This window comes from Leuconostoc sp. DB-1 (assembly GCF_013414845.1).
Lineage (GTDB): Bacteria > Bacillota > Bacilli > Lactobacillales > Lactobacillaceae > Leuconostoc > Leuconostoc mesenteroides.
This window is the reverse complement of record NZ_JABFNJ010000001.1, coordinates 872,512-886,952: the sequence shown is the minus strand read 5'-3', so window position 1 is coordinate 886,952 and position 14,441 is coordinate 872,512. Positions and strand designations below refer to the sequence as shown.

The following is a 14,441-nucleotide window of genomic DNA, read 5'->3' as shown; positions in this document are numbered from 1 at the left end:
GTGTAATTTTCTGTTAAATCGTACTAGGTGTTTACTCACTTAGTACGATTTTTATTTAAGGAGAATCTCATGAAAACATCATCATTGTCAACAGAAACAATTCAGTCGTTGAGGTTGCTGTCTAACCAAATGATTAGCAAAGCTGGTTCTGGGCACCCTGGCATTGCTTTGGGTGCTGCACCAATTTTGTATGAGTTGTATGCAAATCAACTTAATGTTGATCCCGAGAATCCTAATATGATTAATCGCGATCGTTTCGTTTTGTCTGCTGGTCACGGTGCCGCATTACTGTATGCGACTTTACATGCAGCTGGCTTTGACCTGTCAGCCCAAGATTTATCAGAATTTCGACAACCACATTCAAAAACGCCTGGACATCCAGAAGTTGGTGTGACGCCTGGTGTTGAAGCAACAACTGGACCACTTGGGCAAGGATTGGGTATGGCTGTTGGTATGGCAATGGCTGAAGCAAAGCTCAATAACCAATTTCCCTCAGTGATTGACCATTTTACATTTGCGCTAGTTGGTGATGGGGATTTAATGGAGGGGGTGAGCCATGAAGTAGCGTCACTCGCTGGTCAACAAAAGCTCGGTAAGTTGGTTGTTCTTTATGATGATAATGCTGTCAGTCTTGATGGTTTGAAGAAAAGGTCAGATATATCAAATAATCTAGCGCGCTTTGCCAGTTATGGTTGGGATATACGTGAGGTGGCAGATGGTAATGATTTAGAAGCCATTCACGATGCAATTGAAAATGCTAAAATGTCTCCTGAGCCCACGTTGATTGCTGTGAAAACAATTATTGGTGATTTTGGACCGTTCGCTGGCACTAACAAGGCTCACGGCACACCACTAGATAGTCAACAATTGCAAGATCTTTCATCAGCGCTTGATGTTGATATACAAAATTTTGAATTACCAAGTAATTTGCTTGAAGACATGCGTGCTAAAATTTCGAATAGACTTTTGCATCAAAAACAACCTTTGAATGACGAATTAACCGATTATCTGCAATTCTCAACTAAAAACACGGTGACCATCCCCGAGTTACCGACTGATTTGAAAGTACAAGCAGGCCGAAAAATATCTAAATATGTGTTGCAAAACTTTGCGACACAATTACCACAATTATGGGGTGGATCAGCTGACTTGGTAGCATCTACTAATGCTGAAGTGGAGGCTTCACCATTGTTCAACGCCGATGATCGATCGGGTAGAAATATTGCGTTTGGTGTGCGTGAGTTTGGCATGGGCGCGGTAATGAATGGGATAGCTTTACACGGTGGTACAAAAGTATTTGGCGCGACATTCTTGGCTTTTTCGGATTATATGAAGGCAGCTATTCGTTTGAGTGCCTTGCAGCATGTGCCGAGTATTTATGTTTTTACGCATGACAGTATTACGGTTGGCGAAGATGGACCAACACATCAACCGGTTGAACAACTGATGGGGCTTCGTCTGATTCCGGGTGTTGATGTATTGCGTCCAGGGACAGCCGAAGAGATAGCCAGCGCTTGGCAGCGGGCGTTGACGTCAACTGATCGACCAACAATCTTAATTTTAAGTCGTGGCGAAATTGGTGCTCAAGGAAGCACAGACCAAGCAAAACAATCACTTGAAAATGGCGCGGCACAAATAAGACATCATGATGAGGCTAAAATTAACTTGATTGCTACTGGATCCGAAGTCCAAATAGCACAGAAGGTGAGTGAATTACTGTCACTACCTTCAAACGTTGTTTCCATGCCAAATCTGTCGCGATTCTTAGCGCTAGATGATGATAAAAAGCAACAAATTATTCCCGAAACGGGCACAAAAAATGTGATAATAGAGGCAGGAACAACATTGGGTTGGCAAGGAATTGCTGGCAATGATGGCGTAATATTTGGTATTGATGAATTTGGTATGAGTGCGGCAGCACAAATAGCTCTTGACGAATTTGGATTTAATGCTGAAGATATCGTCGATAAAATCACACAGGAGTTACAATGACTTTATATGGATTAATCGCGCATCCGGCCGGACATTCACGTTCGCCGCAAATGCAAAACATGATGATAGCTGAATATGGTATTGATGCACACTATCACGCTTTCGACATTTTACCAGAAAAACTTGAAGAGGCCATCGTTGGACTAAAAGCCTTACACGTAGGCGGATTCAATGTTTCAACACCGTTTAAAAATGAAATTATTCAATATTTGGATGAGCTATCGCCAATATCTCAGCGGCTTCATGCGGTGAATACGGTTAAAAGTGTTAAAGGGCGTCTGATTGGCACTAACACAGATGGAGACGGGTTCTGGCAAAGTATTAATTCTCGCCAACCCAAAGAAATGGTTATTGTACTGGGTACTGGCGGAGCAGCTAGATCAGTGATTGCCACTGCGAAACTGTATGGCGTGAGGGAATTAATTGTGTTTAATAGAGTTCATGAAGATTGGCATGAGCGAAAAGCAGAGATTAGCTATCTTAGTGAGGGGAATGGGCATCTAGAAGATTTAGCAGATAATCAGATGCTCACCAAAGCATTAAAGCGTGCTGATATGCTTATCAATGCCACCACCGTTGGGATGAATGATTTGCGGACGCTATTAACGGATTTGCAAATAGCATTACTACCACAGCACGCCTTGGTGGTGGACATGATTTATCGTAATCAACAAACTACATTATTGAAATCTGCTAACCAACGTGGATTAGCAACATTAAATGGTTTGCCGATGTTAGTCAATCAAGGAGCGCTAAGCTTTGAATATTGGTTCGACAGGCCAGCTGACAGAAATCTTATGAAGAAAGCAATTGAGGAATAAAACAATGATTATTATCGCAAAGACAAGTCAAGATGCAGAAAAAATTGCAGCGCAATTAGATACCAAAGACCCTATTAAACCAGTGTTTGTTCACAGTAATAGAGTTGCGTTAGCCGGCGTAAAAAAGTTACCTGAAGATATATTGAAAAATATATCACAAGACGTTGTTGAAATAATCACAAACCATCATTCAGCCATCAAGTCATCACGTGACTTCCACCCAGAGGATACAATTATTACAACTAAACATAGTGTCATTGGTGGTGGTAACTTCGTCTTCATGGCTGGCCCTGATTCAATCGAATCTCCCGAACATGTTAAAGAAATGGGTGAAGATGTTAAGCAGGCGGGCGCAACTATCTTGCGCGGCGGGGCTTTCAAGCCACGTACATCCCCATATTCATTTCAAGGTAATGGCGAAGAAGGTTTAAAAGCCCATCGCGCAGCAGCAGATGCGTTGGGAATGGATATGGTAACCGAAATCTTAGATACACGAGATGTTGATTTAGTTGATTCTTACACAGATATTTTCCAAGTCGGTACGCGTAATATGCAAAACTTTGCTTTGCTCAAGGCCCTGGGAAAGAAGAACAAGCCCGTGGTTTTGAAACGTGGTATGTCAGCAACCATCGATGATTTGCTTAATGCTGCTGAATACATTGCTGCTGGTGGGAATGATCAGATTATTTTGATGGAACGTGGTATTCGTACTTATGATAATAAGTACACGCGTAATACGCTTGATGTATCAGCCATTCCTGTTTTACAATCGCTAACTCACTATCCTGTTGTTGCGGATGCTTCACATGCGGCTGGTGTTTCAAAGTTTGTTGAACCGCTTGCTTTAGCTGCAATTGCTGCTGGTGCACAAGGTTTGATGACCGAAATACATGATGATCCGTCACATGCATTTGTTGATGGTGCCCAAGCATTGACACCAGCACAATTCAAACAATTGACAGAGAAGGCAAACAAGGTGCGCGAGGCCATTAAATGAGCACAATTACAGTTGATTTAGCGACAAAAAAGTATGATGTGAAAATTGATAACACTTTACACACACGTCTTGGCCAAGAAATATCGGCTGTGTGGTCTGCGCGAAAGATTTCACTATTAACAGATAGCAACGTTGGGCCATTGTATTTAAAGGATACAGCAAAGCAATTACGTGAAGTAGGATTTGATATACTCGAGTTAGAAGTTCCCGCTGGAGAGTCATCAAAATCTTTGTCAGTGGCCGGTGAATTGATTGCTAAAATGGCAGCTGCTGGATTTACGCGTGGCGATGGTGTTATTGCATTAGGTGGTGGCGTTATTGGTGATTTAGGTGGAGTAGTCGCCTCTTTGTACATGCGCGGAATTGCTTTTATTCAAATTGCGACGTCATTAACAGCTCAAGTTGATTCGTCGGTTGGTGGTAAGACAGCCGTGAATCTTGGTAATACAAAAAATATTGCTGGCTCTTTTTATCAGCCGGATTTAGATTTAGTTGATGTTACTTATTTGAATACACTGACGGACCGTGATTTAGTTGAAGGATATGCGGAAGTTGTTAAAACATCAGCATTGGCTAATCAAGACTTTTTTGATTTTACTGGTCAAATCAAATCGGTAGCAGATATACGTCATCATGCGCAAGAATTGTCAAAACGTGCGATTGCTTATAAGGCTAGTGTAGTGATGGCTGATGAAAAAGAAGCTGGAGACCGCCAGTTTCTGAATTTTGGGCATACTTTTGGTCACGCGATTGAACTATTAGCTCATGGTGAATTACGTCATGGTGAAGCTGTGGCGATTGGTATGATTGCTATTAGCAGTCGATTTGAACAACATGGTATAATGCCTAGAGGGCTAACTACTGAATTATTAAGTCGATTGGAAGCTGTTGGTTTACCAACACATTCGCATTTTATCGGGACAACTGACTTCTTTAACCACTTGATCAATGATAAAAAAAATCATGATGGTATTTTGAATTTAGTGGCTCTTGAAAAAGTAGGTCAGCCAATTATTGTAAAGAAAAAAATCGCCGACATGCCGGCATTTGTGGAGAATTAATATGAGATATGTTACTGCTGGTGAAAGCCATGGCCCTGAAGAAATTGCTGTTATTGAAGGTATTCCTGCCGGATTACACATCAGTCAAGAAGATGTTAATGAGCAATTAGCTCGACGTCAGCGTGGTTATGGTCGTGGTGAACGTCAAAAAATCGAAACTGATACAGTTACCTTTTTGACAGGTGTTCGTCACCAAACAACACTTGGATCACCAATTACATTGAATGTTCACAACGATGATCATAATAATTGGTCGAAAATTATGGCCCCTAATGAGCCAGCAACAGCAGAAAATACGCTCCGTAAGGTGTTGCGCCCGCGTCCAGGACATGCTGATTTGGTTGGTGGGATGAAGTATCGTCACCGTGAAGATTTACGCAATGTTTTGGAAAGATCTTCGGCTCGTGAAACGACAATGCGTGTTGCAGTTGGTGCTGTTGCCAAAAAATTACTTTCCGAAATAGGTGTTGATGTTCATGGTTTCGTTGTGAATGTTGGACCTGCTAAGTCCGACCTAAATGAGTTAACTAAGTATAAGAACCTGCAAGAGTTGCGTGTTGTGACAGAAGGTTTCGACACACGTGCTCTAAATGCTGAAGCTGATGAAGCTATTAAAGAAGTAATTGATAAAACAAAGCGTGATGCAAATACTGTAGGAGGCCAAGTCCAAGTTATTGCGACAGGTATGCCTGTTGGATTGGGATCATATGTATCTGCCGATACAAAGTTAGACGCTAAAATTGCCAACGCTATTGTTGGCATCAATGCCTTCAAAGGTGTTCAATTTGGTGGTGGTTTTGATAACGCAGAAAAGTATGGCGATCAAGTCATGGATGAAATTTTTTGGGACGAAGAACGTGGCTTTTATCGTGGTTCTGATAATCTCGGTGGTTTTGAAGGTGGTATGACGACAGGAGAAGCAATTGTTGTTCGTGGTGTTGTTAAGCCTATTCCTACTTTGTATCGTCCTATGCAGTCAGTTGACATTGATACACACGAAGACCACCGTGCATCGATAGAACGCTCAGATACAACTGCAGTTACTGCCGCTGCTGTAATTGCTGAGGCAATGGTAGCAATTGAGTTAGCTAAAGCTGTTTTGGATAAATTTGATGCAGATAACATTGAACGGATGAAAGAACAAGTGGCAGTGTATCGTGAAGAAATAAGAAAGTTTTAATATAGCTTCGGCTATAGTACATATTATGAACAAAGGATAAAAAGAGATGATTAAACTCACTAAAGCAGAAAAAAATGGCCTTCATGGAGAAATAACAGTTCCTGGCGACAAGTCAATATCACATCGAGCATTGATGTTTGGTGCGATAGCTGAGGGGAAAACTGTCATTGATAATTTTTTGATGTCAGATGATGTGATGCATACCATGGGTGTTTTTCGTGCGCTTGGTGTGGAAATTGACCACACAGAATCACAAGCTACAGTTATTGGTAAAGGCCTTACAAATTTTAAGGCACCATCTGCTGGATTAGATATGGGCAATTCAGGAACTTCAACTCGTCTCCTCATGGGATTGCTAAGTAAGCAACCGTTTGATCTGAATATTTTTGGTGATTCATCACTGAGCAAGCGACCATTGCGTCGTGTTGCCGACCCGTTGTCAATGATGAATGCGCAATTTGAATTATCTAATGACGAGTTCTTACCAGCTGTAATTAAGGCCAATACTGAACTAAATGGTATTACTTATCATATGCCGGTAGCATCAGCGCAGGTCAAAAGTGCTATTTTGCTAGCGGGCATACAAGCTGAGGGTGAAACAACGATTATCGAAGATCTACCATCAAGAGATCATACAGAGCGCATGCTCCGTCAGTTTGGTGGGCAAATTAAAACAGATAACGGTGTAATTACTGTTAAAAAGCAGTCAAAACTAAGCGGTCAGCATGTTTTAGTACCATCGGATATCTCAAGTGCTGCATTTTTCATGGTGGCTGGTTTAATTACACCAAACTCGGAAATTACCATTAAAAAGGTCGGTGTCAATCCAACGCGTGATGGTGTGATTAAATTGCTTGAACGGATGGGTGCAGAAATTACTCAGAAACCGATTGCATCTGATGGAGAACCGTTGGCTGATATCACGGTCAAAGCACAAACTTTACACGGTATTGCAATTACTGCTGAGGATATTCCTGGTGCAGTTGATGAACTGCCCATTCTTGCTCTAGCTGCTACACAAGCTGTGGGAGACACGATTATAAGTGGTGCAGAGGAATTACGTGTAAAAGAAACTGACAGAATTTCGACAGTCATTAGTGAGCTAACTAAATTGGGCGCTGATATTGATGAGAATCCAGATGGTATGGTTATTCATGGTGGAACGCTCTTGCACACGTCAAATGGCTCAACACTACTTGACTCACATGGGGATCATCGCATTGGTATGATGAACGTGATTGCTTCTCTCATTACTGAAGGGGATGTAGTATTAACCGGTGAAGAAGCTATGAGTGTGTCGTATCCTGGATTTGTAGAAGATGTGTCCTCAATTAAGAGAGAATGGTTATGAAAAATATCGTTGTTGTGGGTCTTGGCGAAATGGGGGCATCGTTAGCCAAAATTTTAAACAAAGAGCCAAAAAACCAAGTAATAGGTGTTGATATTAATGAAAAGTCGCTCAACTATGCAAAAGATCATGGTATTGTTTTTGAGGCAGCTTCTAATTTAGTAAATGTTGCATCTCATGCTGATGTTATTATCTTGGCCACACCAGTAACTTATATCGAAGAAATGATTCGTTCATTATCTCAACTATCTCTAAAAAAAGAGGTAATCGTTACGGATACAGGATCGACAAAACGAGATATTATGGATGTGGCTGAAGCAGTTTTGACACCAAAAAATATTCATTTCGTTGGTGGGCATGCTATGGCCGGTACTCATCGGAGCGGTGTTGAGTGGGCAAATGAAAAATTGTATCAAGATGTGCCTTATTTCTTAATTTCAAGTTCAATTTCTAATGCTCGTAGGTTGCAGGAAATTCTTGAACCGATTGCCGCTAAATTTATGCCAATTTCAGTCAAGAAACACGATGAGCTGATGGCTGTAATTAGTGATATACCGCATATTATGTCTTTTGCATTAATGAATACTGCCACTAACCAGCTGGGCGATTCAACGACATTTGGACAGTATGTTGCTGGTGGCTTCAAAGATATGACACGCATAGCGGAAAGTGATCCAAAGTTATGGACTGATGTATTGTTAAGCAACAAAGAAGCAATATTAACTAGTCAGTCCTTGATAATCGAGCAATTACAATTATTTTCTCAAGCAATTGAAGATAATGATGCATCAACTTTGATGACTTTAATTTCGTCAGCACAGGAGTCAAGAAAAAATTTATTGTTAAAGTGAGAAAATTATGATTAAAGAACCAGATACATTAATGCTTATTGGGTTTATGGGTGCTGGGAAAACGACTGTGGGTAAGGAAATTGCTCGGCAACATCATTCAAAGTTCGTAGATATTGATTCTGAAATTGAACGTGCTGCCGGTAAATCAATCGCAGAAATTTTTGAAGAACGTGGCGAAGCCGGCTTCCGTGAGTTAGAAACCAAAGTTTTAAATAATGTACAAACATTTGATGGTGTTGTTGCCACGGGCGGGGGTGTAGTGGAACGACCAGAAAACTTAGAAATTCTTCGCCATTCTCCAGCGACAATTATTTATTTACATGGCAATTTAGAAAGTACTATTGGCCGCTTAATTCTTGAAGGACAGCGCCCGTTACTTCAAGAAAAATCGACGGCGGAATTCTTTGCATTATGGCAGGAACGTGACCCAAAGTACGAAGAAGTTGCCAATTTCACCGTAGAAACAGTTGGTAAAACACCGGCGCGTATTGCAGCTGAGATTATTGCCTTATTTAGCGCTAATGAGGATGAACTAGCACTACTACAATTGCGTTCACAGATAGATGCATTTGATCGTCAAATTTTTAAAATTATTTCGGAACGTTTTCAGATTGTTGAAGCAGTGGCTCGTTATAAAGAAAAATTTGGTATACCAACGATTCAACAGGATCGTATGTTAAAGTTACGTAAGGAATTGAAATCAGATTTTAGTACTTCTGTAGATATCACAGATGACATGATTGATGGTATTATGACCATTTTGATGCAGGCTGCCATTGACAAAGAGAATAGGCAATTAAATAGGTGATTTATGAAACTTCACACATTAGGACCAAGTGGCACAGATTCTGAACAGGCAGCACAATATTATTTAACGGACGAAACCCTAATTTTGCACAATAGTTTTGAAGAAGTTTTATTACATCTAAGTGACTATAAAGGGGATAAAATAATTTTACCAGTTGCATTTAAGTCTAATCAGGAACCAGATTTAAATTGGGCCGACTTTAATTATTTAAATTGGTCACAGCTTGCAATTGAAAAAACATTTTCGCTACCCTTAATGACGATGAGTGTGATTGAAAATACCCAATTTGAGCGAAATGTAGCAATAGTCCATGCGGCCACAGAAGGCTTAATGAAAAGATATTTAACCTCTGTGAATTTAGATAATGCTTGGGGGCCGTCAGTGATGTTTGCACCAAGTAAAATTGTTGCATTACAGAGCTTTATAAAAGAACAAAATCGGTTTACAATTGTTTCTGAAGAACAATTCAAAAAATTACCTGAAAGTAGTGACGAAAAATACCAAATTAGGCAACAATTAAAGCCTCAGATGGTTTGGATCGTCTATAGAGTCCTATGACATTAAGAGAACTATTAAACATACCTAGCAGTACGAATAAACCGATTATAGCAGTCCCCCTAACTTTAGGACCTACGGACAAAATTAGTCCGTTCGCTCAAAAACTACAACAACAAAATCCAGACATTGTTGAATGGCGGGCAGATTACATCGCAGATGACTTTAGTCAGGCGGTTATGTGGCAACAAGTTAAGGTTGGGGCACAAAGTGAATTGGCGCAAAAAGACGTTTCTGCCATGACAGAAGCGAAAATGTTGTCAGAAATTGATAATGCCAAGCAAGAATTCATGGCTAATTGGCCACAAATAAATGTTCAAATTATTAAAGAGTTAACTGGTACGGTGTTTAATAGTATTGGTGGTTTTCCGGTGTTGTTAACATATCGTACGGTTACACAAGGTGGCCGTGGTGAAATGAGCCCAACCGAGTATGCCACTTTTATGATTACTGCTTTACATTCGGGGTTTCCGTTTGCAGCTGTTGATGTTGAATATACATTAGATGAGCCGATACGACAAAGTATTATGGACGCAGCCAATAAAGCCAATGTTCCAGTATTACTGTCATACCACGATTTTGAATCTACCCCTAAAAATTTGCCAGCTTTAATCAGTGATATGGCTGATACTTCAGCAGATATTATCAAATTGGCTGTCATGCCTGAATCCGAAAAAGACGTTGATTACCTATTGCAAACAACTAAGAACGTCAATATTTCGCAACCATTAATCACGATGAGCATGGGAGAGATAGGTAAACGTAGCCGTATCGAGGGATATCAATATGGGTCAGAAATGACCTTTGCAGTACTTGATGGGACACAAGGAAGTGCTCCTGGGCAGCTGACAATTAATGAATTATTGCAAGCTTGGCAATAATGTGCTATATTAGTTAAGACCAACTGGGTAGTATCTATCTACCTACCCGCTATCTCTCCGGAGGTAGCGCTTTTTGTTTACTTTGATTTACTAGGCAATTGTTTCTTGTGTTTACAAAAAATAAATGTTATAGTATTCATGAAATTATATATGTATGTCTGGGGTGCCCGCGAGGGCTGAGAAATACCCATTGAACCTGATCGGATTAAAATCTGCGTAGGAAGATGTGATTAATAGATTTTTTATTAAGCTGTTTTTTTGCGTACCTATTTGCGCAAAAAAAACAGCTTTTTTATTTGAAAAATTTAAAAAGGTTCAGTGTATTGAAAAATTTCAAAAATATATTATCAGGAGGTTTACGAAAAGGAGCCCATGGATGTAAATATAACTAAGGTGCTAAAGCTATATTTAGTCACAAATCGATACGATTATTCTGATGAAGAGTTTTTAGGTCGAATTGAAAAAGCATGTCAGAACGGTGTCACAATCGTTCAGCTAAGAGAAAAGGAGGTTACCACGCATAAGTATTTTGAACTGGCAACGAAAGTGAAAGAAATTACTGACAGATTCAGAATTCCATTGATTATTGATGACAGAATAGATATCTGTCAAGCAGTTGATGCTGCTGGTGTCCATATTGGCGATAATGACTTACCGATATCAGTCGCAAGACGTTTAATTGGTCCAGAAAAAATTTTGGGTGTGTCTGCTAAAAGTGTCATGAGAGCCACACAGGCTGAACTAGAGGGGGCAGATTATTTAGGAGTTGGCGCTATTTATCCAACTAAGACCAAGGTAATCACAAAACCTACGTCAATCGAAACTTTAAAGGAGATTACACGAACTGTCTCCATACCAGTCATTGCAATTGGTGGTATCAAGGAACATACAATTCACAACTTTAAAAATACTGAAATCAATGGTGTGGCGATGGTTAGCGAAATTATGTGTGCCGAAAATATAGCGGACAAAGTATCCGACACGATTAAAGAACTTGACCAAGTACTTTAAAAACTAGAGAAAGGTGGTCCTAGGTAATGCTTAAGATAAATGGCTCTGTAGAGAATCAGTACGTTGGAAAAACAATTGCACAACTGCTCAATGACAAAAATGCTGCTTTAGAAAACATTGTAGTTGAACACAACGGTAAGATTTTACAACGTGAACGTTTTGTAGATACTTTTATTCATAATGACGATCAAATTGAAATTATTTCATTTGTAGGTGGAGGTTAAAGGAAGTCTTATGCACAAAATTAATATTGATGGTTACAGCGTTCAAGAAGTATATGAAGATATGAAACAACGCAATGTGCCAGGAACGTCAGAAAAACTTGCACAGGCCCATGTGACTATTGCAGGTGCCGGTGGACTTGGCTCTAATATTGCCATCGCATTAGCGCGTGCAGGAGTAGGGCATTTGACTTTGATTGATTTTGATGCTGTTGAGTTGAGTAACCTGAATCGACAGCAATTTAAATTGAGTCAAATTAATGTACCAAAGGTAATTGCGCTAAAACAAAACATATTAGAGTTCAATCCATTTATTACAATTTCAACAATTCAAGAAAGAGTCACGTCGCAAAATGTTGAAGCTCTATTTGGTGATAGTGATATCATATGTGAGGCATTTGATGACCCGCATAGTAAAGCAGTCCTATTAGGTAGTTCTCGTGAAATTTTTCCAAATAAACCGCTTGTTATGGGCAACGGGTTAGCTGGAATTCATAGTCCAAATAATATTAAAACGAGACAACAGAGCGAAAATGTATACATCTGTGGGGATAACATTAGTGCTGGAGTAGAAGGATTGATGGCACCAAGAGTGCTTGTGTGCGCTGGTCATCAAGCAAATGTCATTTTACAGCTAATACTCGGTAAAGTGGCTTTATAAATTTAGGAGAAACTAATAGTAATGAAAGAAAATACTGATACCTTGACCATTGGTGGTCATACATTCACTTCAAGATTCATTTTAGGATCCGGTAAATATTCCTATGAATTAATTGATTCAGCAGTAAAAAATGCTGATGCTCAGATAATAACAATGGCATTGAGACGTTCCAATGACGCCAAGGAAAATATTTTAAACTATATTCCTGAGAATGTCACTATTTTACCTAATACTTCAGGCTGCACAAATGCTGAAGAAACTATCCGAATTGCTCGTATTGCCCGTGAATTAAGTGGTAGTGACTTTATTAAATTAGAAGTAATTCCTGATAAAAAATACTTAATGCCTGATAATTACGAAACATTAAAAGCAACAGAAGTTCTGGCCAAAGAGGGCTTTATTGTAATGCCTTATATGTTGCCCGACTTAAACATAGCCAAACAATTAACCGATGCGGGAGCGGCGGCAATTATGCCACTAGGAGCACCAATTGGAACCAACAAGGGCCTGTCCAACAAAGATTTGATTCAAATTCTTATTAATGAGATTGACTTGCCAATTATAATTGATGCGGGTATCGGAAAACCTAGTCAAGCTGCTGAAGCTATGGAGATGGGGGCAGATGCCATTATGGCCAACACAGCAATGGCAACTGCTGGAAATATTCCTTTGATGGCTGAAGCATTCAAATTAGCAATCAATGCCGGGCGTAAAGCTTATTTAGCAAAACCTGGCCGGGTATTAGATGGATCTGCTTCACCGTCTTCAACGCTAACAGGAGTAAGTAATCCTGCTTAGGATGAATTCAAAAAGGAACTCACATGGAAAATACGATAGACCCAATAAATAAACGGCATAATAGTTGGGTCACTATTATTTTATTAAATTTTTTTGGTTGGATATTCATATATGCAGACCGGACAATATTAAATCCTGTTATGCCAGCTATTCAGTCAGAATTTGGCTTGAATCATAGCCAACTGGGTTTGATTTCGTCCTTGTTTTTCTTAACGTATACCATCGTGCAAATGCCTTTTTCTACCTTAGCAGACTACTTTAGTAAAAAATGGATTATTGGACTTGGTTTCATATTTTTTGGTGTGATGACCTTATTTTCTGGATTAGTCACAACTATTGGACTATTCTTAATTACTAGAGCAATGGGGGGTATTGGTGAAGGAAGCTTCTATGGCGCATCGTATGGATTATCCTCGCAAGTATTACCGAAAAACAAGTTAACTTTTGGAACAGCTTTAATTAATTCTGGACAGGCCTTTGGGCAAATTCTTGGCACATTATTATCCAGTATTCTTGTGTTACAGCTTCATTTTCATTGGTCTACCCCATTTATCACTATCAGCGTACCGACTGTAATCGTTGGACTTCTGTATATATTGGTTATACGAGACAAGCCGTTTAATGCATCAACTAAACCAAATCATTCTAAGACTGCAATTAAGTCAATCGACATCAAAGCGCTATTTACACGTAATTTGTCATGTACGTACTTGATGCTTTTTGCTTCAATTTATGGGCAGATTGTAATGATTACTTGGTTACCGTTATACTTGATAGATTATCGGCATATTTCAGGAACAAATGTAGGGTGGGTAGCATCCATTGTGCCGTTTATCGCCATTCCAAGTGCATTATTGTTTGCTAGAATAAATGATTATTTGAAAAATACTAAGACATTGATATGTATTTTAGTTCCTTTGTCGGCAATTTCACTGATTGTCGGCGTAACGATTAATAATGATATGGTCTTGTTACTGTCTTTGCTAGTCTATGGGGTAACAGGAAAAATGGCATTAGATCCTTTGCTATTGTATACCATTAAGATTAATGCTAAAAATTCGCAGCTGGCAATGACATTTGGAATTTATAATTTTTTGGGGATGATTGCATCAATTATTGCACCAATCATGACTGGCTTCTTAATTGATGTTACGAAAGGTATGAGCATTAGTTTTTATGTTGCCGCATTATTATTGATGGCGTCGTTAGTTTGTTTTAATTTTGTGAAATATGAAGCTGAACGAGACTGAACGCTT

At 39.5% G+C, this 14,441-nt stretch carries 15 protein-coding genes and 1 riboswitch; all 15 genes read left to right on the top strand.

Annotated features, from left to right (window positions below; translation table 11 throughout):
• The first annotated feature begins 69 nt into the window (after nucleotides 1-69).
• The 15 genes from tkt (at nucleotide 70) to HFP47_RS04125 (ending at nucleotide 14,435) form a co-directional block, all read left to right on the top strand.
• Nucleotides 70-1,992, top strand: coding sequence for a transketolase (gene tkt, locus HFP47_RS04195; RefSeq protein ID WP_084014825.1), 1,923 nt, complete (start codon nucleotides 70-72; stop codon nucleotides 1,990-1,992).
• Nucleotides 1,989-2,813 carry a shikimate dehydrogenase gene (gene aroE / locus HFP47_RS04190; RefSeq protein ID WP_042251643.1) on the top strand — a complete coding sequence of 275 codons (825 nt, stop codon included), beginning with the start codon at nucleotides 1,989-1,991 and terminating at the stop codon, nucleotides 2,811-2,813. Before tkt ends, aroE begins: the two co-directional genes overlap by 4 nt.
• A gap of 4 nt (nucleotides 2,814-2,817) precedes the next feature.
• A complete protein-coding gene (aroF, locus tag HFP47_RS04185) occupies nucleotides 2,818-3,810 on the top strand; it encodes a 3-deoxy-7-phosphoheptulonate synthase (protein ID WP_011679901.1) in 993 nt (330 codons plus the stop codon).
• Nucleotides 3,807-4,871: a 3-dehydroquinate synthase gene (gene aroB / locus HFP47_RS04180; RefSeq protein WP_011679900.1), complete on the top strand. Its 1,065-nt coding sequence runs from the start codon at nucleotides 3,807-3,809 to the stop codon at nucleotides 4,869-4,871. The genes aroF and aroB overlap by 4 nt, the downstream gene beginning before the upstream one ends.
• Nucleotide 4,872: 1 nt before the next feature.
• The gene (gene aroC, locus HFP47_RS04175; RefSeq protein ID WP_011679899.1) at nucleotides 4,873-6,051 is read left to right on the top strand and encodes a chorismate synthase; all 1,179 of its coding nucleotides are present in this window, start codon (nucleotides 4,873-4,875) and stop codon (nucleotides 6,049-6,051) included.
• Nucleotides 6,052-6,097: 46 nt separating this feature from the next.
• On the top strand, nucleotides 6,098-7,402 hold the full coding sequence (gene aroA, locus HFP47_RS04170) for a 3-phosphoshikimate 1-carboxyvinyltransferase (RefSeq protein ID WP_179876101.1): 1,305 nt from the start codon (nucleotides 6,098-6,100) through the stop codon (nucleotides 7,400-7,402).
• Complete coding sequence (locus HFP47_RS04165) at nucleotides 7,399-8,250, top strand: prephenate dehydrogenase/arogenate dehydrogenase family protein (RefSeq protein WP_179876100.1); 852 nt, start codon at nucleotides 7,399-7,401, stop codon at nucleotides 8,248-8,250. Before aroA ends, HFP47_RS04165 begins: the two co-directional genes overlap by 4 nt.
• A gap of 7 nt (nucleotides 8,251-8,257) precedes the next feature.
• The gene (locus tag HFP47_RS04160) at nucleotides 8,258-9,058 is read left to right on the top strand and encodes a shikimate kinase (protein WP_011679896.1); all 801 of its coding nucleotides are present in this window, start codon (nucleotides 8,258-8,260) and stop codon (nucleotides 9,056-9,058) included.
• Nucleotides 9,059-9,061: 3 nt separating this feature from the next.
• Complete coding sequence (locus HFP47_RS04155; protein WP_014324789.1) at nucleotides 9,062-9,616, top strand: hypothetical protein; 555 nt, start codon at nucleotides 9,062-9,064, stop codon at nucleotides 9,614-9,616.
• On the top strand, nucleotides 9,613-10,494 hold the full coding sequence (locus HFP47_RS04150) for a type I 3-dehydroquinate dehydratase (RefSeq protein WP_179876099.1): 882 nt from the start codon (nucleotides 9,613-9,615) through the stop codon (nucleotides 10,492-10,494). Before HFP47_RS04155 ends, HFP47_RS04150 begins: the two co-directional genes overlap by 4 nt.
• Nucleotides 10,495-10,643: 149 nt before the next feature.
• A riboswitch (TPP riboswitch) is annotated at nucleotides 10,644-10,734 on the top strand.
• A gap of 132 nt (nucleotides 10,735-10,866) precedes the next feature.
• Nucleotides 10,867-11,505 carry a thiamine phosphate synthase gene (gene thiE, locus HFP47_RS04145; RefSeq protein WP_179876098.1) on the top strand — a complete coding sequence of 213 codons (639 nt, stop codon included), beginning with the start codon at nucleotides 10,867-10,869 and terminating at the stop codon, nucleotides 11,503-11,505.
• A 26-nt stretch (nucleotides 11,506-11,531) separates the two neighbouring features.
• Complete coding sequence (gene thiS / locus HFP47_RS04140; RefSeq protein ID WP_010292462.1) at nucleotides 11,532-11,729, top strand: sulfur carrier protein ThiS; 198 nt, start codon at nucleotides 11,532-11,534, stop codon at nucleotides 11,727-11,729.
• A gap of 10 nt (nucleotides 11,730-11,739) precedes the next feature.
• Nucleotides 11,740-12,387, top strand: a complete 648-nt coding sequence (gene thiF, locus HFP47_RS04135; protein ID WP_011679892.1) for a sulfur carrier protein ThiS adenylyltransferase ThiF — start codon at nucleotides 11,740-11,742, stop codon at nucleotides 12,385-12,387.
• A 21-nt stretch (nucleotides 12,388-12,408) separates the two neighbouring features.
• Nucleotides 12,409-13,185 carry a thiazole synthase gene (locus tag HFP47_RS04130; RefSeq protein ID WP_014324786.1) on the top strand — a complete coding sequence of 259 codons (777 nt, stop codon included), beginning with the start codon at nucleotides 12,409-12,411 and terminating at the stop codon, nucleotides 13,183-13,185.
• Between the two features lie 23 nt (nucleotides 13,186-13,208).
• Entirely contained in the window at nucleotides 13,209-14,435 is a 1,227-nt protein-coding gene (locus HFP47_RS04125; RefSeq protein ID WP_179876097.1) for an MFS transporter, read from the top strand.
• Nucleotides 14,436-14,441: the final 6 nt, after the last annotated feature.

Excerpts from the sequence above, each read along its gene's own strand:
- HFP47_RS04130 (WP_014324786.1), top strand. The coding sequence starts at position 12,409 with ATGAAAGAAAATACTGATACCTTGACCATTGGTGGTCATACATTCACT.
- HFP47_RS04165 (WP_179876100.1), top strand. The coding sequence starts at position 7,399 with ATGAAAAATATCGTTGTTGTGGGTCTTGGCGAAATGGGGGCATCGTTA.
- aroC (WP_011679899.1), top strand. The coding sequence starts at position 4,873 with ATGAGATATGTTACTGCTGGTGAAAGCCATGGCCCTGAAGAAATTGCT.
- thiF (WP_011679892.1), top strand. The coding sequence starts at position 11,740 with ATGCACAAAATTAATATTGATGGTTACAGCGTTCAAGAAGTATATGAA.
- aroB (WP_011679900.1), top strand. The coding sequence starts at position 3,807 with ATGAGCACAATTACAGTTGATTTAGCGACAAAAAAGTATGATGTGAAA.
- HFP47_RS04150 (WP_179876099.1), top strand. The coding sequence starts at position 9,613 with ATGACATTAAGAGAACTATTAAACATACCTAGCAGTACGAATAAACCG.
- HFP47_RS04125 (WP_179876097.1), top strand. The coding sequence starts at position 13,209 with ATGGAAAATACGATAGACCCAATAAATAAACGGCATAATAGTTGGGTC.
- HFP47_RS04155 (WP_014324789.1), top strand. The coding sequence starts at position 9,062 with ATGAAACTTCACACATTAGGACCAAGTGGCACAGATTCTGAACAGGCA.
- aroF (WP_011679901.1), top strand. The coding sequence starts at position 2,818 with ATGATTATTATCGCAAAGACAAGTCAAGATGCAGAAAAAATTGCAGCG.
- aroE (WP_042251643.1), top strand. The coding sequence starts at position 1,989 with ATGACTTTATATGGATTAATCGCGCATCCGGCCGGACATTCACGTTCG.
- thiE (WP_179876098.1), top strand. The coding sequence starts at position 10,867 with ATGGATGTAAATATAACTAAGGTGCTAAAGCTATATTTAGTCACAAAT.
- aroA (WP_179876101.1), top strand. The coding sequence starts at position 6,098 with ATGATTAAACTCACTAAAGCAGAAAAAAATGGCCTTCATGGAGAAATA.
- tkt (WP_084014825.1), top strand. The coding sequence starts at position 70 with ATGAAAACATCATCATTGTCAACAGAAACAATTCAGTCGTTGAGGTTG.
- thiS (WP_010292462.1), top strand. The coding sequence starts at position 11,532 with ATGCTTAAGATAAATGGCTCTGTAGAGAATCAGTACGTTGGAAAAACA.
- HFP47_RS04160 (WP_011679896.1), top strand. The coding sequence starts at position 8,258 with ATGATTAAAGAACCAGATACATTAATGCTTATTGGGTTTATGGGTGCT.